22 protein-coding genes are annotated in these 21158 nt (G+C 69.7%); 7 read left to right on the top strand and 15 right to left on the bottom strand.

Annotated features, from left to right (window positions below; all coding sequences use genetic code 11):
• Window positions 1-45 precede the first annotated feature (45 nt).
• On the top strand, window positions 46-639 hold the full coding sequence (locus ACQEU1_RS00945; RefSeq protein WP_433195130.1) for a hypothetical protein: 594 nt from the start codon (window positions 46-48) through the stop codon (window positions 637-639).
• 371 nt (window positions 640-1010) lie between these two features.
• Here the strand turns inward: ACQEU1_RS00945 and ACQEU1_RS00940 are convergent, their stop codons facing one another.
• Window positions 1011-1400: a helix-turn-helix domain-containing protein gene (locus ACQEU1_RS00940; protein WP_433195128.1), complete on the bottom strand. Its 390-nt coding sequence runs from the start codon at window positions 1398-1400 to the stop codon at window positions 1011-1013.
• A gap of 42 nt (window positions 1401-1442) precedes the next feature.
• On the opposite strand from ACQEU1_RS00940, the gene ACQEU1_RS00935 reads away from it, so the two are divergent.
• On the top strand, window positions 1443-2252 hold the full coding sequence (locus ACQEU1_RS00935; protein WP_433195126.1) for a class I SAM-dependent methyltransferase: 810 nt from the start codon (window positions 1443-1445) through the stop codon (window positions 2250-2252).
• Here the strand turns inward: ACQEU1_RS00935 and hsaB are convergent.
• Genes hsaB through ACQEU1_RS00895 form a run of 8 tightly spaced genes read right to left on the bottom strand, consistent with a single transcriptional unit; the run spans window position 2238 to window position 9745 of the window.
• Window positions 2238-2810: a 3-hydroxy-9,10-secoandrosta-1,3,5(10)-triene-9,17-dione monooxygenase reductase subunit gene (gene hsaB, locus ACQEU1_RS00930; protein WP_433195124.1), complete on the bottom strand. Its 573-nt coding sequence runs from the start codon at window positions 2808-2810 to the stop codon at window positions 2238-2240. The two genes, ACQEU1_RS00935 and hsaB, sit on opposite strands and share 15 nt — an antisense overlap.
• Window positions 2774-3676 carry an iron-dependent extradiol dioxygenase HsaC gene (hsaC, locus tag ACQEU1_RS00925; RefSeq protein ID WP_433195122.1) on the bottom strand — a complete coding sequence of 301 codons (903 nt, stop codon included), beginning with the start codon at window positions 3674-3676 and terminating at the stop codon, window positions 2774-2776. The genes hsaB and hsaC overlap by 37 nt, the downstream gene beginning before the upstream one ends.
• The gene (gene hsaD, locus ACQEU1_RS00920; RefSeq protein WP_433195120.1) at window positions 3676-4485 is read right to left on the bottom strand and encodes a 4,5:9,10-diseco-3-hydroxy-5,9,17-trioxoandrosta-1(10),2-diene-4-oate hydrolase; all 810 of its coding nucleotides are present in this window, start codon (window positions 4483-4485) and stop codon (window positions 3676-3678) included. The genes hsaC and hsaD overlap by 1 nt, the downstream gene beginning before the upstream one ends.
• Before the next feature lie 11 nt (window positions 4486-4496).
• The gene (hsaA, locus tag ACQEU1_RS00915; protein ID WP_433195117.1) at window positions 4497-5663 is read right to left on the bottom strand and encodes a 3-hydroxy-9,10-secoandrosta-1,3,5(10)-triene-9,17-dione monooxygenase oxygenase subunit; all 1167 of its coding nucleotides are present in this window, start codon (window positions 5661-5663) and stop codon (window positions 4497-4499) included.
• Complete coding sequence (gene dmpG, locus ACQEU1_RS00910; RefSeq protein WP_433195115.1) at window positions 5660-6670, bottom strand: 4-hydroxy-2-oxovalerate aldolase; 1011 nt, start codon at window positions 6668-6670, stop codon at window positions 5660-5662. The genes hsaA and dmpG overlap by 4 nt, the downstream gene beginning before the upstream one ends.
• Window positions 6636-7514 (bottom strand): acetaldehyde dehydrogenase (acetylating), encoded by an 879-nt coding sequence (locus ACQEU1_RS00905; RefSeq protein WP_433195113.1) that lies wholly within the window; start codon window positions 7512-7514, stop codon window positions 6636-6638. Before ACQEU1_RS00905 ends, dmpG begins: the two co-directional genes overlap by 35 nt.
• A gap of 9 nt (window positions 7515-7523) precedes the next feature.
• The gene (locus tag ACQEU1_RS00900) at window positions 7524-8294 is read right to left on the bottom strand and encodes a 2-keto-4-pentenoate hydratase (protein WP_433195111.1); all 771 of its coding nucleotides are present in this window, start codon (window positions 8292-8294) and stop codon (window positions 7524-7526) included.
• A complete protein-coding gene (locus tag ACQEU1_RS00895; protein WP_433195109.1) occupies window positions 8288-9745 on the bottom strand; it encodes an FAD-binding protein in 1458 nt (485 codons plus the stop codon). Before ACQEU1_RS00895 ends, ACQEU1_RS00900 begins: the two co-directional genes overlap by 7 nt.
• A 132-nt stretch (window positions 9746-9877) precedes the next feature.
• Here ACQEU1_RS00895 and ACQEU1_RS00890 point away from each other — a divergent pair, with 132 nt between their 5' ends.
• The 5 genes from ACQEU1_RS00890 to ACQEU1_RS00870 are packed head-to-tail and all read left to right on the top strand — an operon-like array spanning window position 9878 to window position 14630.
• Window positions 9878-11449, top strand: a complete 1572-nt coding sequence (locus ACQEU1_RS00890; protein WP_433195107.1) for an FAD-dependent oxidoreductase — start codon at window positions 9878-9880, stop codon at window positions 11447-11449.
• Window positions 11446-12588: a Rieske 2Fe-2S domain-containing protein gene (locus ACQEU1_RS00885; RefSeq protein WP_433195105.1), complete on the top strand. Its 1143-nt coding sequence runs from the start codon at window positions 11446-11448 to the stop codon at window positions 12586-12588. The genes ACQEU1_RS00890 and ACQEU1_RS00885 overlap by 4 nt, the downstream gene beginning before the upstream one ends.
• Window positions 12585-12824, top strand: coding sequence for a hypothetical protein (locus tag ACQEU1_RS00880; RefSeq protein WP_352235707.1), 240 nt, complete (start codon window positions 12585-12587; stop codon window positions 12822-12824). Before ACQEU1_RS00885 ends, ACQEU1_RS00880 begins: the two co-directional genes overlap by 4 nt.
• Window positions 12817-13785, top strand: coding sequence for a 2Fe-2S iron-sulfur cluster-binding protein (locus tag ACQEU1_RS00875; RefSeq protein WP_433195103.1), 969 nt, complete (start codon window positions 12817-12819; stop codon window positions 13783-13785). Before ACQEU1_RS00880 ends, ACQEU1_RS00875 begins: the two co-directional genes overlap by 8 nt.
• Before the next feature lie 11 nt (window positions 13786-13796).
• Window positions 13797-14630: a MaoC/PaaZ C-terminal domain-containing protein gene (locus ACQEU1_RS00870; RefSeq protein WP_433195101.1), complete on the top strand. Its 834-nt coding sequence runs from the start codon at window positions 13797-13799 to the stop codon at window positions 14628-14630.
• Here the strand turns inward: ACQEU1_RS00870 and ACQEU1_RS00865 are convergent.
• The 6 genes from ACQEU1_RS00865 to ACQEU1_RS00840 are packed head-to-tail and all read right to left on the bottom strand — an operon-like array spanning window position 14610 to window position 21086.
• Window positions 14610-15752: a lipid-transfer protein gene (locus ACQEU1_RS00865; RefSeq protein WP_433195099.1), complete on the bottom strand. Its 1143-nt coding sequence runs from the start codon at window positions 15750-15752 to the stop codon at window positions 14610-14612. The genes ACQEU1_RS00870 and ACQEU1_RS00865 overlap by 21 nt on opposite strands.
• Window positions 15749-16132, bottom strand: a complete 384-nt coding sequence (locus tag ACQEU1_RS00860) for a MaoC family dehydratase (RefSeq protein WP_433195097.1) — start codon at window positions 16130-16132, stop codon at window positions 15749-15751. The genes ACQEU1_RS00865 and ACQEU1_RS00860 overlap by 4 nt, the downstream gene beginning before the upstream one ends.
• A complete protein-coding gene (locus tag ACQEU1_RS00855) occupies window positions 16119-17063 on the bottom strand; it encodes a bifunctional MaoC family dehydratase N-terminal/OB-fold nucleic acid binding domain-containing protein (protein WP_433211265.1) in 945 nt (314 codons plus the stop codon). Before ACQEU1_RS00855 ends, ACQEU1_RS00860 begins: the two co-directional genes overlap by 14 nt.
• Window positions 17063-18190, bottom strand: a complete 1128-nt coding sequence (locus ACQEU1_RS00850) for an acyl-CoA dehydrogenase family protein (RefSeq protein WP_433195095.1) — start codon at window positions 18188-18190, stop codon at window positions 17063-17065. The genes ACQEU1_RS00855 and ACQEU1_RS00850 overlap by 1 nt, the downstream gene beginning before the upstream one ends.
• A complete protein-coding gene (locus ACQEU1_RS00845; RefSeq protein WP_433195093.1) occupies window positions 18180-19184 on the bottom strand; it encodes an acyl-CoA dehydrogenase family protein in 1005 nt (334 codons plus the stop codon). The genes ACQEU1_RS00850 and ACQEU1_RS00845 overlap by 11 nt, the downstream gene beginning before the upstream one ends.
• The gene (locus ACQEU1_RS00840) at window positions 19185-21086 is read right to left on the bottom strand and encodes an acyl-CoA dehydrogenase family protein (protein ID WP_433195091.1); all 1902 of its coding nucleotides are present in this window, start codon (window positions 21084-21086) and stop codon (window positions 19185-19187) included.
• Window positions 21087-21158: the final 72 nt, after the last annotated feature.

Below are 21158 nucleotides of genomic sequence, written 5' to 3'. Positions count from 1 at the left end.
ATCTGGCCTGAACTCAGGCCTCAGCCCACAACAAAAGTGAACCCCATGGACGCGAAGACCTACGCCACCGTCACCGACGTGTGCGCGCGACTGGCAGGCCGCCTCGAGGACGACACCCTCCGCTCGGTGCGCGAGGACTACTTCGGCGGCGAGCCGGCACAGGCCGAGACCACCCTGCTCATGTCCATGGCGTACGAGAACATCGGCCTCACCACCGAGGAACGCGACCTGATCGCGTCCACTTTGGACGACCCGGACAGCCCCGACCTGGCCGCGGTACCGACCATCCCCGAGGTACCGCCGGTCCCCTACCGCTTCACCGCCACCGCGCCGCCCGGCGCACCGGACCCGTCCAAGGCCGACATCATCCTGTCGACCGACGCCCCGCGCCACGGAGGACACCGCCTTCGCCGAGCCTGGCGGGAACCGCTGGACGGCGCGCCGGACCTGGCGAAGTGGGTGTACGTGCTCCAAACCTCCGAGAGCGCGAACCTGCTGGGCGCGTTCTCCGGGCTGTCCGGCCGCCTGTGGGTGGTGCTGAAGGAGAAGTGGCCCCTGGAGGTGGTGGTCGAGGGCAGGCTCCTGCCGCCGTACCAGGCAGCGGCCGTGACTGTGGCCCCGCCGATCTGGAGTCTCTAGCCCAACCGCAAGGACGAGCCCGACCGGCGCAAGGCCCGCGATGGCGCAGCCGAGCCCACCCAGACCCCAACGCAATGCCGAAGGCGAGGCGTCCTCCGTCTCACCGCCGAGCAAGCGGTTCGGTGACGTGCCTGCGCAACTCAGCCACGCAGCAAGGAGATTGGGGCTTGATTTTGGGTGCGAGGTGCTACCACTTGTGGCTCGGCCGGGCGTTCTTCCCGGCCTTTTCCGGTCCGTCCAGCGCCTCGCAAGGGCCCCGAAGTCAAGCCCCAATCTCTATCGACGCGAAGCGGCGATGAAACGACCCGGCCCGTTAAAGTCTCTGCACCCCAACCCGACCACCGCACTGGTGACGGACTCGGAACGCACCGTCACACCTGTCCCAGCACCCGCCGAAACGACGGGCATTCCATGTGGGAAGCGGCCGGGCAGGCCGCGGCATGCCTCAAGTCGTCCCGCATCAGGGCCAGCTTCCGGATGGTCGCGTCCAGCTCGTCGGCCTTGGCCGCGAGCATCTCCCGATTGGGCGACGGCCGCCCATCAGGCGAGAACATCAACGTGATCTCGTCCAACGAGAACCCGGCCGTCCGGCACACCGCGATCAACGCCAGCTGCTCCAGCACCCCCACCGAGAAGACCCGCGTCAGCCCCTGCCGCCGCACCGAGGCGATCAGCCCGCGCTCCTCGTAGTACCGCAGGGTGGACGCCGGCACGCCGGACCGCCGGACCACTTCCCCGATGCCGATCTCAGCAGAGTCCACGACACTTGACCTCAAGCCGACTTGAAGTAGGACGGTAAGAGCATGACATCAGAGGCGAACAGCGCCCAGGCGGAGTGGTGGAACGCGGCCGGCGAGGGCTGGGCCCAGGCACAGGACGTGGTGGGCCTGGTCCTGCGACCGTTCCAGGACGTGCTGGTGGACCACGCGGCCCGGCGCCCGCGCACCAGGGTCCTGGACGTCGGCTGCGGTACCGGTGCCGTGACCAGGGGAATCGCTGCGGCCACCGCGGCGGAGTGCATCGGCGTGGACATCGCCGAGTCGATGCTCAGAGCGGCCAGGGAACGCGGCGGGGCCGAGTACCTCAGGGCGGACGCGCAGGTCCACACCTTCGACAAGCCCTTCGACCTGGTGGTGAGTCGTTTCGGCGTCATGTTCTTCGACGACACGACGGCCGCCTTCCGCAACCTCAGGGACGCGACCACCCCTGGCGGCGAGCTGTGCTTCGTCACCTGGCGCACCGCCGAGGAGAACCCGTTCATGGCCACCGGCAGCAAGGCCGCGGCGCCGTACTTCCCCGACGCCCCGCCGCCGGACCCGGACGGACCTGGCCCGAACCGGCTCGCCGACCCGGACAGGACGCGCAAGATCCTCGAGGACGCCGGCTGGACGGACGTCCGGATCGAACCGCTGGACCGCACCTGCACCATGCCCGAGCACCTGCTGACCACGTACCTCAGCAACCTCGGCCCCATCGCCCGCGCCATGAGGGAGGCCGCGGACCCCGGCGAGGTCATGGCCGAGGTCCGGCACGCGTTCGACGGGTTCGTGCACGGTGACGAGGTGCGGATTCCCGGCGCCTGCTGGCAGGTCACCGCCTCAGCTCCACTCTGACTGGCGCTGCCACGTCAGCAGGTTGTCCAGCACCTCGCCTGACCAGCCACGCGGGTCGAGTTCGGCGTGCGAGGCGTAGCGGCCGCGGTAGAACAGCAGCGGCTGCGTCTCGCGCACCGGGCCCAGGTCCACCACGGCGCCGACGACCATCACGTGGTCACCGGCGTCGTGCACGACCGACACCTCGCAGTCGACCCACGTCAGCGCCCCGTCCAGCACCGGCGCGCCGGTGGCCGACGGTGTCCAGGAAATGCCGGCGAACTTGTCGGCACCGGCGCGGCCGAACACCGTGGAGATCTCCCGCTGGTCCTCGGCCAGCACGTTCACGCAGAACGCGCCGGACGACGCCATCGCCGCCCAGCTGCGCGAAGTCCGTTGTGGACAGAACACGACCAGCGGCGGGTCCAGTGACAGCGCCGCGAACGCCTGGCAGGCGAACCCGACAGGGCCGTCGGCGGACATGCCGGTCACCACGGTCACGCCGGTGCAGAAGTGACCGAGAACGGAACGGTAGCGGGCCGCTACTTCTGGACGCCCACGCTGAAGTCGTGTCCCCACAGGCTCACCGCCGTGCTCTCGCGTGCGATCCAGTCCTCATCGGACACCTGCCGTCCCTCGCAGCCGAACTCGACGTCGAACCCGCCGGGCGTCTTCATGTAGAACGACAACATCAGGTCGTTGACGTGCCTGCCCAGGGTCGCCGACATCGGCACCTTGCGCCGCAACGCCCGGTCCAGCGTCAGGCCCACGTCGTCGGTGTTCTCGACCTCGACCATCAGGTGCACGATCCCGCTCGGCGTCGGCATCGGCAGGAACGCGAGGCTGTGGTGCCGCGGGTTGCAGCCGAAGAACCGCAGCCAGGCGGGAGGCCCGTCGGCAGGACGGCCGACGAACTGCGGGGGCAGCCGCATCGAGTCGCGCAGCCGGAAGCCCAGCACGTCGCGGTAGAAGTGCAGCGCGGCCTCGTCGTCCGAAGTGGACAGCACGACGTGCCCGAGGCCCTGCTCCTCCGTCACGAACCGGTGCCCGTACGGCGACACCACCCGCCGGTGCTCCAGGGCCGCGCCGTGGAAGACCTCCAAGGTGTTCCCGGACGGGTCCTCGAAGCGGATCAGCCCGGTGACGCGCCGCTCGGACAGGTCCGAGGCCGACCCCTCGACGTACGAGACGCCGGCCGAGGCCAGCCGCTTGGCGACCTCCTCCAGCTCGGCCTCGGTCGCAGCCTCCCACCCGGAGGCCTGCAGGCGGTCGGACTCCCCCGGCACGATCACGAGCCGTGCCGGGAAATCGTCCATCCGCAGGTAGAGAGCGCCGGGCGTCGAACCCTTGCCCTCCACCATGCCCAGCACCTTCAACGCGAACTCGCGCCACCGGTCCATGTCGGTGGCCTCGATGCGCAGATAGCCCAAAGAGCGGATACCCATCACGCCTCCGTCAGGAAGTCGAGGGCGAGCCTGTTGAACTCGTCGAACTTCTCCAGCTGCGCCCAGTGCCCGCACCCGCCGAACACGTGCAGCTGCGCGCGCGGGATCAGCTTCGTCGCCAGCAACGCGCCGTCGAGCGGGTTCACCCGGTCCTCCCGGCCCCACACCAGCAACACCCGCTGCCGCAACCTGTACGCCTCACGCCACAGCATGCCCTGCTCGAAGTCGGGACCGGAGAACGACTTCCCCAGCGCCACCATCGCCCGCAACGACTCCGGCCGGGAGGCCGCCTCGAACCGTTCGTCGATCAGCTCCTCGGTGATCAACGACTGGTCGAACACCATGATCCGCAGGAACTCCTCGATCTTCTCCCGCGTGGGCGTGCGGGCGAACGCGCTGAGCTTCCGCACGCCTTCGGTCGGATCCGGCGAGAAGACGTTCAACGACAACCCGCCCGGCCCCATCAGCACCAGCCGCCCGGCCCGCTTCCCGTGATCTAGGGCGAACCGCACAGCCGTGCCGCCACCCAGGGAGTTGCCGAGGATGTGTGCTTGCGAGACCTCCAACGAGTCCAGCAGGTCCTTCAACGCCCGGGACGCGAACGAGAAGTACTGGTCGTGCTCGGCCGGCTTGTCCGACGCCCCGTAGCCCGGCATGTCGACCGCCAGCACGCGGAACGACTTCGCGAACACCGGGATGTTCGCGCGGAAGTTCGACATGGCCGACGCACCGGGTCCGCCGCCGTGCAGCATGACCAGGGTTTCGGCGTTGCCGGCACCGGCTTCGTGGTAGTGCAACCGCACGCTCATCAAACGCCCCCTCAGAACAGCCCGTCGCGGACCTGGATGCCGAGCTCGTTCTTGCCGTACAGCACGAGCACGCGCTCCGGGTCGTTGCCCGCGTGCACCCGTGCGGCGTGCGCGTCGCGCCAGAACCGGGGCAACGGCAGCCCGGCGTTGATGGCTTTACCGCCCGCGCTCTCGAAGAGCAGGTCGATGGCGCCGAGCGCGCGCCCGCTGCCGAGCACCTGGTCGCGCCGGGCCCGCAGGCGCAGGTCGAGCGGGATCTTGGTGCCGGCGACGGCGTGCTCCCACTCGTCGGTGATGTCCTTCTCCAGCGTCCACCACGCGACGTCGATGTCGGCCGCCGCGTTCGCGATCCTGACCTGCGCGAACGGGTCCTCCACCGACTTCTCGCCCAGGTACGCCGCCCGGACGCGCTCACGAGTCGCGTTGACGTGCAGGGCGTACGCGCCTGTGGCCATGCCGATGATCGGCGCGGTGACCGCGTACGGGTGGATCGTCCCGTACGGCATGCAGAACAGCGGGCCGGGGTTGACCTCCTGGCCAGGACAGATGCATCGCGCCGTGTGCGACATGCTGAGCGCCCGGTAGTCCGGCACGAACACGTCGTTCACCACGATGTCGTTGCTGCCGGTACCGCGCAGGCCGACCGTGTCCCACACGTCGTTGATCGTGTAGTCGGAGATCGGCAGCAGGAACGTGCGGAAGTCGATCGGCTTGCCCTCGTCGTTCATCACGAGGCCACCGAGCAGCACCCATGTGGCGTGGTCACAGCCGGACGAGAAGCTCCACTTGCCGCTGAACCGGAACCCGCCCTCGACCGCCGTCGCACGACCCGTTGGCGCGTAAGAAGAAGAGATCCGCGTGTCCTGGTCCTCGCCGAACACCTCGTCCTGCGCCCGCACGTCGAACAGGCCCACGTGCCACGGGTGCACACCCAGCACGGAGGCGACCCAGCCCGTCGACCCGCACGCGCTGCCGATCAGGCGCACGGCGGTGTAGAAGTCGAGCGGGTGCGACTCGAAGCCGCCGTACCGCGCGGGTTGCAGCATCCGGAAGAACCCGGTCTCCTGCAACGCCTTCACCGACTCCGGCGGCACGCGACGCAGCTCCTCCGCCTCGGCCGCGCGGTCGGCCAGCGCGGGCAGCAGCTCGCGCACCTTGCCGAGGATTTCCTCGCTCATCGGACTTTCTCCCTGCTCAGCTCCAGTGCGATGTCGATCAGCTGGTCCTCCTGCCCGCCGACGAGCTTGCGCTCACCGGCCCGGACGAGGATCTGCGCGCCGGACACGCCGTAGCGTTGCGCCTGCGTGTACGCGTGTTTGAGGAAGCTGGAGTAGACGCCCGCGTACCCCATCATCAGCGCCATCCGGTCGAGCAGGCACTCCTCGGGCATGACGGGCCGCACCACGTCCTCGGCCGCGTCCACGATCTTGAAGAAGTCGACGCCGGTGGAGAACCCGAGCTTGTCGCACACCCCGACGAACGCTTCGAGTGGCGTATTTCCCGCCCCAGCACCGAATCCACGCACGCTGCCGTCGATCTGACGAGCACCCGCCCGTGCCGCGGCGACGGAGTTCGCGACGCTCAGCCCGAGGTTCTCGTGCCCGTGGAACCCGACCTGGGCGTCGTCCCCGAGCTCCGCGACCAAAGCCTCGACGCGCTCGGACACCTGTTCCAGCACCAGTGCTCCGGCCGAGTCGACCACGTAGACGCACTGGCACCCGGCGTCCGCCATGATCCGCGCCTGCTTGGCCAACGCCTCCGGTGGCTGCGAGTGCGCCATCATCAGGAACCCGACGGTCTCCAGGCCACGTTCGCGCGCCAGCTGGAAGTGCTGCACGGACACGTCGGCCTCGGTGCAGTGCGTGGCGATCCGCACGATCGAGGCGCCGTTGTCCTGCGACACCAGGATGTCGTCCTTCACCCCGACACCCGGCAGCATCAGCACGGCGATCTTGGCCTGGGTGGCGGTCTCCACCGCGACCTTGATCAGCTCCTGCTCGGGCGTGTGGCTGAAGCCGTAGTTGAACGACGACCCGCCGAGCCCGTCGCCGTGCGTCACCTCGATCACCGGGACCCCGGCGCCGTCCAGTGCCGCGACGATCGAGCGCACGTCCTCGGCCGTGAACTGGTGGCGCTTGTGGTGCGAGCCGTCACGCAGTGACGTGTCGGTCAGCCTGAGCTGCACGGGCGATCTCCTCCCCCACCTTGGTCGCGGCGGCCGTCATGATGTCGAGGTTGCCGGCGTACTCGGGCAGGAAGTCGCCCGCTCCCGCGACCTCCACGAAGATCGCCACCCGGCCCGCGTCGTACTGCGGCTCGCGCAGCAGCCGGAACCCCGGGACGTACGAACGGATGTCGGTCTCCATGCGCGCGATCGAGTCCGTGACCGGATCCGGGTCGGCGTCCTCGGGGATCGCGCAGAAGATCGTGTCGCGCATGATCATCGGCGGGTCGGCCGGGTTCAGCACGATGATGGCCTTGCCCCGCTCGGCACCGCCGATCGCCTCGATGCCGCGGCTGGTCGTGCGGGTGAACTCGTCGATGTTCGCACGCGTCCCCGGCCCGGCCGACACCGACGCGACGCTCGCGACGATCTCCGCGTACGACACCGGGACGACGCGGGAGACCGCGTGCACCATGGGAATCGTGGCCTGGCCGCCGCACGTGATCAGGTTGATGTTGGGCGCGTCGGCGTGCTCACCCAGGTTCACCGGCGGCACGACGTACGGCCCGACCGCGGCCGGGGTCAGGTCGATCGCCCGGATGCCCGCCTCGGCGTAGCGCGGGGCGTTGGCCCGGTGCACCGCCGCGGACGTCGCCTCGAAGACGACGTCCGGCAGCTCGTCCTGACGCAGCAACCACTCCGCGCCCTCGACCGAGACCTCGAGCCCCAGGTCGGCCGCGCGCTTCAGCCCCTCGCTGGCCGGGTCGATGCCGATCATCCAGCGCGGTTCCAGCGCGTCCGAGCGCAGGAGCTTGTAGAGCAGGTCGGTGCCGATGTTGCCGGAGCCGACGATGGCCGCCTTCACCCAGTCACCTCATTCGAATTTCAGGTCGACGGAGCCGAGTCCGGCGAACTCGGCGTGGAACTCGTCACCCGGCCTGGCGTCGATCGCGCGCGTGCACGAGCCGGGCAGCACGATGTCGCCCGCCAGCAGCCGGACGCCGAAGCCCGCGACCTTCTGCGCGAGCCACGCGACGGCGATCGCCGGGTCGCCCAGCACGGCATCGCCACGGCCTTCAGCGACCAGCTCACCGTTGCGCCGCAACGTGGCCGCGACCGCGCCGATGTCCAGTTCGGACGGACGCACGCGTTCGGAGCCGATCATGAACCCCGCCGACGACGCGTTGTCCGCGATGGTGTCCTGCAGGCCGATCCGCCAGTTCTCGATCCGGCTGTCGATCAGCTCGATGGCCGGGGCGACGAACTCGGTCGCCTCCAGCACGTCCTCGACCGTGCAGCCCTCGCCCGGCAGGTCGCGGGCCAGCAGGAACGCGATCTCGACCTCGACGCGCGGGTACAGGTACGCCGAGGCGTCCGCGGTGCCGGCGAGCTGCATGTCGTCGAGCAGGTGCCCGTAGTCCGGCTCGTCGACGCCCATCATCTGCTGCATCGCGAGCGACGACAGCCCGACCTTGTGCCCGACGACGTCGCGGTTGCGGTGGCGGATGTTGAGCAGCTGGATCTCGTACGCGTCCACCACGTCGATCTCGGGATACAGCTCCACCAGCGGTTTGATGGGCACGCGGTCGCGTTCCGCAGCCCTGAGCAGCTCGGCGGCCGCCTCCCTGGTCTGTGTCGTCAGCACCGGGTCTCCTTCACCACATGAGCACCGGCGCGACGGCCGGAGAAGACGCAGTCGGCGAGCGCCAGCCCGCTGACGTAGGACTCCGAGCAGATCCCGACCGCCGACCGGCCGGCCGCGTACAGGCCGGGCACCCCCTGCACCTGGCCGGTGTCCTCGTCCACGACGAGCCCGCCGAGCGTGAGCATCGGGCACGGGTAGCCGAAGCCGGCGCGCACCGACACGTTGATCAACGAGTAGGGCGGCGTCCCGAACGGCTCGGGCACCGCGATTCCGGCTTTCCTGGCCACTTCCTCGATCGTCGGCGCGCTGACGAGCCCGCGGCCGAGCAGGTAGCGGACCTGCCAGCGCTGGAACGGCGCGGTCTGGGTCCTCACCTGGGCGCGGGCGAGCCGCAGGATCTCGTCGTCGATCAGCAGCCAGGCCTTCCCGCCGCGTTCGACGATCTCGGTCCCGTTGGCCGCGCCGTACAGGCGGGCGTCACCGAACCGCTGCCCGGCGGAGTCGACCAGGACGCCGCGTTGCAACGCGCTGGGCGGCGTGACGAACCGCCACACCGAGATCTTGTCCATCCGCGCGGTCTTCCCACCGGCGGCAAGACCCAGCCTGATCCCGCCCCCGTCGTCGCCGGGAGTGCCCAGCGCGAGTCCGCCCCGGTGCGCCGGTGCGTTCTCGTGCACCAACGCCCGGTCAGCGATGAAACCGCCGGCCGCGATGACCACGCCCTGCCCGGCGTGGACCACCAGCGGCCGGCTGAACCGTTCGAGCTTCGCTGCCAGCCCGAACAACCTCCTGCCCAGCGGCGGGTAGTAGAGCCACGGCTTCGCGCCCGCCCTGGACAACGCCTGGTGCACAACCCGTGCGAACCCGGTCAGGGTCCGGCACCGCACGCCCGTGACCCGGCCGTTCTCCTGGACGAGCTCCACGGCACGGGTCTGCGGCATGATCCGCACGCCCGCGCGGCGCGTCGCCTCGGCCAGCCGCGCGAAGAACTCCCGGCCCGAGGTGCCTTTCGCCCTGGTCCGGTGCCCGCGCGGCGCCGGGTCGGGCCACGCGTCCTCGCTGCCGGACAGGTACAGGTAGTAGTCGTCGGTCGGGTACGAGGTCTTGAACGGCGACACGCGCGCGTCGAACGGCAGGCCCTGGTCCTCCAGCCAGGCCAGCATCTTCGCGCTGTCCTCGCAGAACCTGCGCAGCGTCTCAGGCGACACCGCGTCCTGGACCTCGTGCCTGAGGTAGGAGTACATCGCGTCCACCGAGTCGGCGACACCGGCTTCGACCTGCTGCCGCGTCCCACCGCCCGCGTAGACGACCCCGCCGGACAACGCCGTCGCGCCACCGCCGGCGAACCGGTCCAGCACCACCACGGACGCACCGGCCGCCGCGGCCTCGACGGCGGCGCACGCGCCGGCCGCGCCGAAGCCGATGACGACCACGTCAGCGGTGACCTCCACGCAACCCTCCTGGAACACGTTCTTGGTCAGAAACAGGTTCTTGGTGAGTCGACTTGCCTGGAACTCCTACACCATAGCGCCAAACCGCCTCAGAACTATAACCTGTTCTAGTCTGACCTTCTGGGAGGTGCGATGTACGACGTGATCGTCGTCGGCAGTGGCGCGGCAGGTATGACAGCCGCGCTCTGCACCGCTCGGCACGGGCTGAAGACCTTGATCATCGAGAAGGCCGCGCACTACGGCGGCTCGACCGCGCGGTCGGGCGGCGGTATCTGGGTGCCGGGCAACGCCGTGGTCGCGGGCAACGGTGTGCCCGACTCGCCCGAGCGTGCGAGCACCTACCTCGCGCACATCGCGCCCGAGACGCCGGCCGACCTGCGCGAGGCGTTCCTGAGCGGCGGGCCGGAGATGCTCGCGTTCGTCACCGAGCACACGCCGCTGAGGTTCCGCTGGGTGCGCGAGTACTCCGACTACTACCCGGAGGCGCCGGGCGGGCAGCCGCGCGGCCGTTCGGTCGAGCCGTTGCCGTTCAACGTCTCCCTGCTCGGCGAGGAGATCAAGAACCTCGAACCGCCGTACGTGCCGACGCCCGCCGGCATCGTGATCACCCAGACCGACTACAAGTGGCTGACCTTGATCGGACGCCACCCGCGCGGCATCGTCACCGCCGCCAAGGTGTTCGCCCGCCGGTTCCTGCCGGGCCGCCGCCTCACCATGGGCCAGGCGCTCTCGGCCGGGTTGCGGGCAGGCCTCCAGAAACTGGACGTCGAGATCAGGCTCAACACCGCGATGACGGACCTGCATTTCGAGAACGGCGAGGTCGCGGGCGTTCTCGTCGGCGACGAGCTGATCACGGCGAAGCACGTCGTGCTGGCCGCCGGCGGCTTCGAGCACAACGAGCAGATGCGCAAGCAACACCAGAACATCGGTACGGAGTGGACGGTCGGCGCGAAGGCCAACACAGGTGACGGCATCGAGGCAGGTCAGCGCGCCGGAGCCGCGGTCGGACTGATGGACGACGCCTGGTGGGGGCCGTCCGTGCCGTTGCCGCGCGGGCCGTTCTTCCTGCTCGCCGAACGCTCGCTGCCCGGTTGCGTGCTGGTCGACCAGACCGGGCGCCGGTTCGTGAACGAGGCAGCGCCCTACATCGACGTCGTCAACGCGATGACCGGCGACACGTGGCTCGTCTTCGACCACTCCTACCGCGGCCGCTACCCGTTCTGCGGCATCCCACCGCGACGGCCACTCCCCCGGCGCTGGAAGGAATCGGTGCTCACCGCGCCTAGTCTGGCGGAACTGGCGCAGCAGGCCGACCTGCCGGAACTGGCCGATACCGTGCGGCGCTTCAACACCCTGGCCGTCGACGGCAAGGACACCGACTTCCAGCGCGGCGACAGCGCGTACGACCGCTACTACGGCGATCCGCGCAACAGGCCCAACCCCAACCTCGCACCGCTGACCACCGGCCCGTTCTACGCGGTCAGGATCGTGCCCGGCGACCTCGGCACCAAGGGCGGCCTGTGCACCGACACCCGTGCCCGCGTGCTGCGCGAGGACGGCTCGGTGATCGACGGCCTGTACGCGGCGGGCAACACCAGCGCGTCCGTCATGGGCCACACCTACGCGGGCGCTGGCGCCACCCTCGGACCGGCGATGACGTTCGGATACCTCGCCGGCCTCGACATCTCTGGAGGAGAGCGATGACGCAGGACGGTGTGCGGACGATCGACGCGGGCGCCCCTCCGGCGAGGTTCGCGCGCGGCTGGCACTGCCTCGGGCTCGCGAGCGCGTTCCGCGACGGCAAACCCCACGCCATCGAGGCGTTCGGCACGAAGCTCGTGGTGTTCGCCTCCGAGGACGGCAAGATCAACGTCCTGGACGGGTACTGCCGCCACATGGGCGGCGACCTCACCCAGGGCACGATCAAGGGCAACAACATCGCCTGCCCGTTCCACGACTGGCGCTGGTCGGGCAACGGCAAGTGCGTCGACATCCCTTACGCCAAGCGGGTTCCTTTGAGGGCACGCACGCGGTCGTGGATCACTCTCGAAGAGAACAAGCAGCTCTTCGTGTGGAACGACCCGCAGGGCAACCCGCCGCCGGAGCACGTCACGATCCCGCGGATCGAGTCGGCGTTCAGCGACGAGTGGAGCAACTGGACCTGGGACTCCGTCGTGATCGACAACGCGAACTGCCGCGAGATCATCGACAACGTCGTCGACATGGCCCACTTCTTCTACATCCACTTCGCGTTCCCGACGTACTTCAAGAACGTGATGGAGGGCCACGTCGCCGCGCAGTACCTGACCACCCGCGGACGTCCGGACGTGGCGATGGGCTCGAACTACACCGGTGACGTCGAGGTGCGCTCCGAGGCCGCGTACTACGGGCCGTCGTACATGATCGACTACCTGTGGAACGACTACAAGGGCCTTGAGATCGAGACCGTGCTGATCAACTGCCACTACCCGATCTCGCCGACGTCGTTCAAGCTCCAGTGGGGCGCGATCGTGAAGAAGCTGCCCGGTGTGGACGACGAGCACGCGGACAAGATCGCGGCGAAGTTCGCCCGCGGCATCGGGGTCGGGTTCCTGCAGGACGTGGAGATCTGGCAGAACAAGTCGCGCATCGACAACCCGTTGCTGTGCGAGGAGGACGGGCCGGTCTACCAGCTGCGCCGCTGGTACGAGCAGTTCTACGTCGACGTCGAGGACGTGTCCGACGACATGACGCGGCGCTTCGAGTTCGAGGTGGACACGAGCCGCGCGATCGAAGTCTGGGAGAAGGAGGTCGCGGAGAACCTCGCCAAGCAGCAACCAGCACCTCAGGAGCAGGCGACGTGAGCGAGCGCGACGAGTTCCTGGTGGGCGGCATGGTCCCGGTGGGCTGCGACTGCGGGAACCGGGTGCTGGTGAAGAAGAACAGCCCGCAGCACACGTCCGTGCAGTGGCTTTCGGACACCTCGACCTGCGTCGAGCTGTGCGGGTCGCGGTCCGCGCTGGTGCCGACGTGCCTGCGGCTGCGCGACAGCATCGAGAAGGCCGTCCGCGAGGGGACGCTGGAGGTCGCCGATGGCTGAGGTGCACCGGCTGCGGGTCGACGCCGTGATCGAGGAGACCGCCGACGCGCGTTCGTTCGTGCTGTCGGGAGCGTCGTTCTCGGTGAAGCCAGGGCAGTTCCTGACCGTGCGGGCCGGCGAGGTGGCGCGCTGCTACTCGCTGTCGAGCGCGCCGGGCGAGCCGTTGAAGATCACGGTGAAGCGGACGCCGGACGGGTACGGGTCGGTGTGGATGTGCTCGTCGCTCGCTACCGGCATGGAGCTGGACGTGCTGGCGCCGGCCGGGGTGTTCACGCCCGCTTCGCTGGACGGGTCGGTGGCGGCGTTCGCGGCCGGGAGCGGGATCACGCCGGTCATGTCGATCATCCGGTCGGTGCTGCTGCAGGGTTCCGGGCGGGTGTTCCTCTTCTACGCCAACCGCGATGAGGCTTCGGTGATCTTCGCGCGCGAGCTCGCGGAGCTGGCTCGTGCGCACCCAGAACGGCTGACTGTCGTGCACTGGTTGGAGTCGGTGCAAGGACTGCCTTCCGTGGCGGGGTTGCGAGCGTTTGCGCGGTCCTGCGACGAGGCCTTCGTGTGCGGGCCCGGGCCGTTCATGGAGGCGGCGCGCAAGGCGTTGCACGACGTCGCGGTGGTGCACGTCGAGAAGTTCGTGTCGTTGTCGAGTGATCCGTTCTCCTCCCAGGTCGTCGCGGTCGACGATCGGCCGGATGCCGTGGTCGAGGTGTCACTGGACGGCGCGGAGCACCGGTTTCCGTGGCCCGCGCGAACGAAGCTGCTGGACCTGTTGCTGGAGAAGGGACTCGACGCGCCGTACTCGTGCCGGGAGGGTGCGTGCAGCGCGTGCGCGTGCCGGCTGGTCGAGGGCGAGGTGAAGATGCTCAACAACGACGTCCTCGACTCCGAGGACATCGCCGAGGGCATCGTGCTGGCGTGCCAGTCGGTTCCGGTCACGGACACCGTGAAGATCAGCTACGAGTGAGGGGCGCCTGAATGCCGATCGATCCCGCCGTCGCCGTCGGGGCGGAGCTGCCCGAGGTCGAGTTCTCGTGGTCCGAGTCCGACGTGCTGCTGTACCACCTGGCGTTGGGGGCGGTGGAACTCCGGTACGTCTACGAGCAGGGGCTGCGCGTGCTGCCGACGTTCGGAGTGGTGGCGCCGCGCTTCCACGAGACGGCCGCGCCCGTCGTGTCGTTCCCCGGCGTCGACATCGATCTGGCGCGGGTGTTGCACGGGACGCAGGAGATCACCGTGCACTCTGCTCTGCCCACGTCCGGCGAGGCCGTGTTGCGGACGCGGATCTCGGACGTGTGGGACAAGGGCAAGGCCGCGGTGATCGTGCAGGAGGCGACGGCTTTCACGCCTGATGGGACCGCTTTGTACACGACCCGGTCGAGCATCTTCGCCCGCGGTGAGGGCGGGTTCGGCGGGGAACGCGGGCCGTCCGGCAAGGTCGAGGTGCCGGCGCGCGCGCCTGACCACGTGATCGAGACGCCTACTTTGCCGCAGCAGGCCTACCTGTACCGGTTGTGCGGTGACCGGAACCCGTTGCACGCCGATCCGGAGTTCGCTGCTGCGGCGGGGTTCGAGGCGCCGATCCTGCACGGGCTGTGCACGTACGGGGTGGTGTGCCGGGCGGTGGTCGACGCCGTGCTGGACGGGCCGGAGCAGGTGCTGTCGTTCGGGGCGAAGTTCGCCGGGGTCGTGTTCCCGGGCGAGACGCTGACCACCCGGGTGTGGCGGGACGGTGCCCGGCTGGAGCTGACGACGTTCGCCGGAGACCGTCCCGTGCTCGCGGACGCGGTGCTAACCCTGACCGAGGACTAGGCCGCTGGTCGGGACGCCGGTGCCGGCGGTGACCAGGACGTGCTCGACGTCCGCGACCTGGTTCACCGCGGTGCCGCGGATCTGCCGGACGCCCTCGGCGATGCCGTTCATGCCGTGCAGGTAGGCCTCGCCGAGCTGGCCGCCGTGCGGGTTGAGCGGGAGTGCCCCGTCCAGTTCCAGGGCGCCGGTCCTGATGAAGTCCTTGGCCTCTCCCCTGCCGCAGAAGCCCAGCTCCTCGAGTTGGACCAGCACGAACGGGGTGAAGTGGTCGTAGAGCACGGCCACGTCCACATCGGACGGTCCGATGCCCGACCTCTCCCAGAGGCCGCGCGCCACGACGCCCATCTCGGGGAGCCTCGTCAGTTCGTCGCGGTAGTAGCTGGTCATCGTGAACTGGTCGACGCTGCTGCCCTGGGTGGCCGCCTTGACGTGGGCGGGCTTTCGAGGCAGGTCCCGCGCACGTTCCTCGCTGGTCACCACGAGGGCTACGCCGCCGTCGCTCTCCTGGCAGCAGTCGAGCAGCCGCAGCGGTTCGGCGATCCACTTCGACGCCTGGTGGTCGTCGAGGGTGATCGGCCTGTTGTGGAACCAGGCGTTGGGGTTCGTGGCGGCGTGCTTGCGGTCGATCACGGCGATGCGGCCGAAGTCCTCGCTCGTCGCCCCGTACTCGTGCATGTAACGGCGGGCGAACATGGCGACCATCGCGGCCGGCGTGCCCAGGCCCATCGGGTACGACCAGCTGTTGTCGATGTTGGCCGCGGCCGCCGTCTGCACCTGCCCGAACCGGTGCCCCGACCTTTCGTTGAAGGCCCGGTAGCAGACCACGACCTTCGCCGCTCCCGTCTCGACGGCCATCGCCGCCTGCTGGACCGTCGCGCACGCCGCGCCGCCGCCGTAGTGGACGCGGCTGAAGAACGTCAGCTCCGGGATGCCCAGCTCGCGGGCGACGGCGATCTCGGCGTTGGTGTCCATGGTGAAGCTGACCAGGCCGTCCACATCGGACGGTTCGAGCCCTGCGTCCTCCAGCGCGGCCCTGACCGCCTCGGCGGCGAGCTGGAGCTCGCTGCGGCCCGAGTCCTTGGAGAAGTCGGTGGCGCCGATCCCGACGATGGCGGCGTTCACGCGGGCACCTCGATCTTCACGGTTCCGGTGACGTGGTCGCCGTGGCCGGTCCTGCCGACGACCTCGATGGTCAGGTCCTGGTCTTCACGTCCGACGACCTGGCCGAAGAACTTCAGCGTGTCGTAGGCGTAGCAGGGCGCGCCGAGCTTGATGTTCACCTGCCGCACCAAGGCTTCCGGGCCCGCCCAGTCCGTGACGTAGCGCTGCACCAGGCCGGTGGTGGTGAGGATGTTGATGAAGATGTCCTTGGACCCGCGCTGGACCGCCAGGTCGCGGTCGTGGTGGACGTCCTGGAAGTCGCGGGTGGCCAGCGCGGTGCTGATCACGAACGTCGGCGTGGCCTCCACGTGCCACTCCGGCAGGGAATCACCGATCCGCACGGGGCCTCCAGCTCGGCATCGTCAGGTCGTCGTCGACCTTCGTGAACACGACCTCGACGCGTTGCCCGACGCTGGGCTCGCCGTCGAACTCGCCCAGCATCCGCACGCCCTCGTCGAGCTCGACCAGGGCGATGACGAACGGGGTCTGCTTGCCGGGCACCTGCGGGTGGTGGTGCACGACGTAGCTGTAGATGACGCCGTAGCCGTCGGAGACGAGGTAGGTCGGCTTGGTGGCGCCGCACTCCGGGCACATCGGGCCCGGTGGGTGGCGCAGGAGGCCGCAGCCGCCGCACCGCTGGACGCGCAGCTCGCCCTGACGGGTGCCTTCCCAGAAGTACTCGGTGTCGCGGTTGACGGAAGGGCGGATGGCGGCGGTGGGAGAGGTGGGGGTGGAAGTGGAACTGGCCGCGGCCGGGGTGGTGGCCGGGGCGGTGGTGGAGGCGGCGGGGGCCGCGGTGCCAGGCACGTTGGCGGGCTTGAACTTCAGCACGCGGAACCTCATCTCCGCCACCGCCTCGTCGCCCACCCACCACGTGCTGCGGGTCGTCACGAACCAGCCCTCGCCGAGGCCCGTCCGCTTCGGCCCCGTCACGTCCTCCAGGCTCGTCGTCACCGACAGCTGCTCCCCCACCTTCAGGTAGCGGTGGTAGGTCTGGTCGGAGTTGGTCGCGACGACCGACGTGTACCCGGCCTCGTCCAGCACGGTCATCATCGCGCCGAGCGGGTCGTCGAGGGTGCGTTGGCCGTGCAGACCCGCCATCGTCCACACCTGGACCATCGCGGGCGGCGCCACCTCGGTGTAGCCGGGATGTTCGTCGCCGATGGCCTCCAGCCAGGTGCGGATCATCGGCAGGTTGACCGGGTCGCGCGCCAGCCGGGGTGCGCACTCGCCCTGTTCGGCGATGCGGGCGGCCTCCTTCTCGATGTCGATCATCGCACCACCCGTGGCAGTCCCAGTCCGATGTTGGCGATCAGTTCGCGTTGGATCTCCTGCACGCCACCACCGAACGTCAGCACGAGGTTGCGGCGGGCCTGGACGTCGAGCCAGCGCACCAGCTCCGCGTCAGCGCCGTGCCGGCCGGCCAGCTCCTCCAGGAGCCTGCCGATGCGCTGGGTGCGGTCGGCGGCGAACACCTTGGTGGCGCTGGCGTCCGCGACCTCCAGTTCGCCGCTCGCGACCTGCCAGTTGAGCAGTTCGTTCACGCGGTGGACGGCTCGTGCCTCGGCCAGCGCCCTGCGCACGTCCGGTTCGTCGAGGAGGCCTCGTTCGGACGCCCAGGCGTGGACTCGTTCGATCAACGCGCCGATGCGGCCTGACGGTCCGAGCATCACGCGTTCGTGGTTGAGCTGGGTGGTGATGAGACGCCAGCCCTTGTTCTCCTCGCCGACGCGGCGGGACTCGGGCACGCGCACGTCGTTGTAGTAGGTGGCGTTCACGTGGTGGGCGCCATCGCACGTGATGATGGGCGTCCACGAGTAGCCGGGGTCCGTCGTGTCGACGATCAGGATCATGATGCCCTTATGGCGTGAGTCCGCGGCGCCTGTGCGGCAGGCCAGCCACACGTAGTCGGCGTCGTGGCCGCCGGTCGTGAACGTCTTCTGGCCGTTGACGACGTAACCCTCGTCGGAACGGACGGCCTTGGTGCGCAACGCGGCCAGGTCGGTGCCCGCGTCCGGTTCGGTGTAGCCGATGGCGAAGTGCAGGTCGCCGCTCAGGATCCTCGGGAGGAAGAAGTCCTTCTGCTCCTGCGTTCCGTACGTCTGCAGCGTCGGGCCGACGGTCTGCAGCGTCACGTACGGCAACGGCACGTCCGCGCGCGCCGCCTCGTTGACGAAGATCTGCTGTTCCACCGGCCCGAACCCCAGGCCGCCGTACTCGACGGGCCAGCCGACGCCGAGCCTGCCGTCGCGGCCCAGTCTGCTCACGAGCTCGCGGTAGACGGTGCCGTGGCGTTCGGTGAGCATCGCCTCGCGTTCGGCGTCGGACATGACGTGCGCGAAGTACTCGCGCAGCTCGTCGCGCAGCTTGCGCTGGTCGGCGGTGAGATCAACGAACATCGATGGCCCCCAAGCGGTGCTCCACTCCGCCGACGAACCGCGTCAGCTCCTTGGCCATGCCGTAGTAGCGGTGCATCGGGTAGGTGATGTCGAGCCCGAGGCCGCCGTGCAGGTGGTGGCAGCTGTGCACGGCCGGCAGCGCTTCGGCCGCGAGCCAGTAGGCCGCCGTGTCGAGGTCGGTGTCGTCGAGGCTCCAGGCGGCGGTCACCGCGGCCAGGTGCAGGGTGCGGGAGGCGATGTAGACGTCCGCGACCAGGGCAGCGGCGCTCTGGAACGTGGCGAGCGGCTTGCCGAACTGGTGGCGCGTGCCGACGTGCGCGACGGTGAGGTCGAGAGCTCCGGCCAGGACGCCGTCGGCCACCGCGCAGGCACCGGCCAGCGCGAACCGCCGCAGGTCGATGTCGGCGGGGGTGGACGGGCGGGCGCCTGCCCCTGCTCGCTCCTCACCGCCCCCGAGCGGCTCGCCGCGAGCACCCTCGAACCGCACCACGCCGTCCGAAGTGGACACCCCTGGCTGTGCCGGGTCGACGACGAACACCCCGATGTCCGTGCTCACCAGCATCCGCACGGCCTCGCCGGCGTTCGGCACGTTGATCTTCGTGCCGAAGATCCCGTCCTCACCGGCTCTCGTCTCCGGCGACACCGGCAACGGCCGTGACGGCTCGCTCAACGCCGCCGTGAAAACCGCGTGCTGCTCGGTCACCAACGGCAGCAAGGCGTCCTGCTGCTCCACCGTCCCGTGGGCCACGATCGGCAGCACGCCCAGCGCCAGCGTGGCCAGCGCGGGCACGTCCACCGCCCGCCGCCCGACCTCGGTGAGCAGCACGGCCGTCTCCAGCACGCCGAGCCCGTCGCCACCGAGCCGTTCCGGAACGGCGAGGGCCAGCAACCCCGCCTCCCCCAACGCCTTCCAGGGGGTGTCGCTCTCCCTGCCCAGCACGCCGGCCGCCAGCGCGGCGATCTCCTGCTGGGTCTCGTCGAGCTGGAAATCCATCTAAGACTCCCTCGGTAGACCGAGAATTCGCTCCCCTGCAAGATTCATCAGCACCTGCGTCGTCCCGCCCGCGATGCTCAGGCAGCGCGACAGCAGGAACTCGTACACCTGCGGGCCCTCGACGGCGGCGTCCGGCCCGAGCAGCTCGACCGCGAACTCCGCCACGTCCTGCCGTTGCCGCACGCCGACGAGCTTGCGCACGCTCGACTCCGCGCCCGGTTCCTGCCCGCCCAGCACCCGCAGGCTCGCCCGCAGGTCCAGCACGGACACCGCGAGTCCCTGCGCCACCAACGCACCCAGCCGTTCGGCGTGGTCGGGCGCCACCGGTGAGGTCAGGATCTGTTCGAGCGCCTCGCCGAGCGACGAACCCATGGCGACGCGTTCGTTGGCCAGCGTCGTGCGGGCGAGCTTCCAGCCGTCGCCGGGTTCGCCGACCACGCACTCGTCCGGCACGAACACGCCGTCCAGGAACACCTCGTTGAACCGCGCGTCCCCGGTGATCTCCCGCAACGGCCGCACGTCCACGCCGTTCGAGCGCATGTCGACCAGGAAGTACGTGATGCCCTTGTGCTTCGGCACGCTGGAGTCGGTGCGGGCCAGGCAGATCGCCCAGTCGGCCTCGTGCGCGAGCGACGTCCACACCTTCTGCCCGGTGAGCCGCCAGCCGCCGTCGACCCGTTCTGCCTTGGTGCGCAACGACGCGAGGTCAGAGCCCGCCTCGGGTTCGCTGAACAGCTGGCACCAGGTCAGCTCGCCGCTCAACGTCGGCGGCACGAACCGTTCCTGCTGCTCGGCCGTCCCGTGGCGGAGGATCGTCGGCCCTGCCCAGCCGCCGATGACCAGGTCCGGCCGCCGCACCCCCGCCCGCGCGAACTCGCTGTCGATCACCAGCTGCCGCGCCTGGTCGGCGTCCTGCCCGTACGGGGCTGGCCAGCCCGGCACGAGGAACCCGCTGTCCGCCAGCCGTTCCCGCTGACCGGTACGATCCAGTCCGGCGATCTCCTCGGCGAAGGCACGCACCGGCGGATCCGGCTCGACCTGGACGGCGAGCGACCGCCGTGCCCCCGCCAGCGCCAGCGAGGCGACCCGGCGACGCCAGTGCGCCACCCCGCCCGCGAGCTGCTGCAACGCCAACGCCCGCCGCAGGTACCGATGCGCGTCGTGCTCCCAGGTGAACCCGATACCGCCCAGCACCTGGATGCAGTCCTTGGCGTTGCGCACGGCCGCGTCGAACGCCACCGCGGCCGCCACCGCCGCCGCCAGCGGGTGTTCGTCCTCCCCCACCGACCGAGCCGCGTCCCACGCGACCGACGACGCCTGCTCGGCGCGGCACAGCATCTCCACGCAGAGGTGCTTGACGGCCTGGAACGACCCGATGACACGCCCGAACTGCTGCCGCTGTTTCGCGTGTTCCACGGCGGTGTTCAGGCACCAGGCCGCGACCCCGCTCGCCTCCGCCGCCATCAGCGTCACCGCGAGGTCGGAGGGATCGCCGACCACGTCCCCGGGCACGTCGACGCGCACCGACCCGAGTGAACGTGAGTGGTCCACGGATTCCAGCGGTGTCACCGAAACCTGAGACGCCGGCACCAGCATCCAATTGTCCGTTTTGACCAGCAGGTGCGTCGCTTCGGCAGCACCGACCACCTGCTGAGACGAGAACCCGAACCCCGCGATCCCGTCGAAGCCGGGGAACAGCACCGACACCAGCGCCGTGGGCAGCAACGGCCCCGGCACCAGGTTCTCAGCCGCCCGCTCCAGCATCACCGCGAGCTCGGCGACCGTGCCGCCTTCCCGCGTCACCTCGAAGAACCCGACCTTGACGAGATCAGCCCACTCGTCCCCGGCGGCGTCCACGCTGTCGCGCAACGCGCGCTGGTCCCCGGTCGTGGCGATCGGCATGCGGCCTCCTCCAGTACGTGAAGAAGTTTATAGAACGTGTTCTATTTCGAGCAACAGATCATGGCCGCCAAA

Source organism: Lentzea sp. CA-135723, assembly GCF_050936595.1.
Lineage (GTDB): Bacteria > Actinomycetota > Actinomycetes > Mycobacteriales > Pseudonocardiaceae > Lentzea.
Note: the sequence above shows the minus strand (reverse complement) of the source record. Positions and strands in the feature narration are given on the sequence as shown.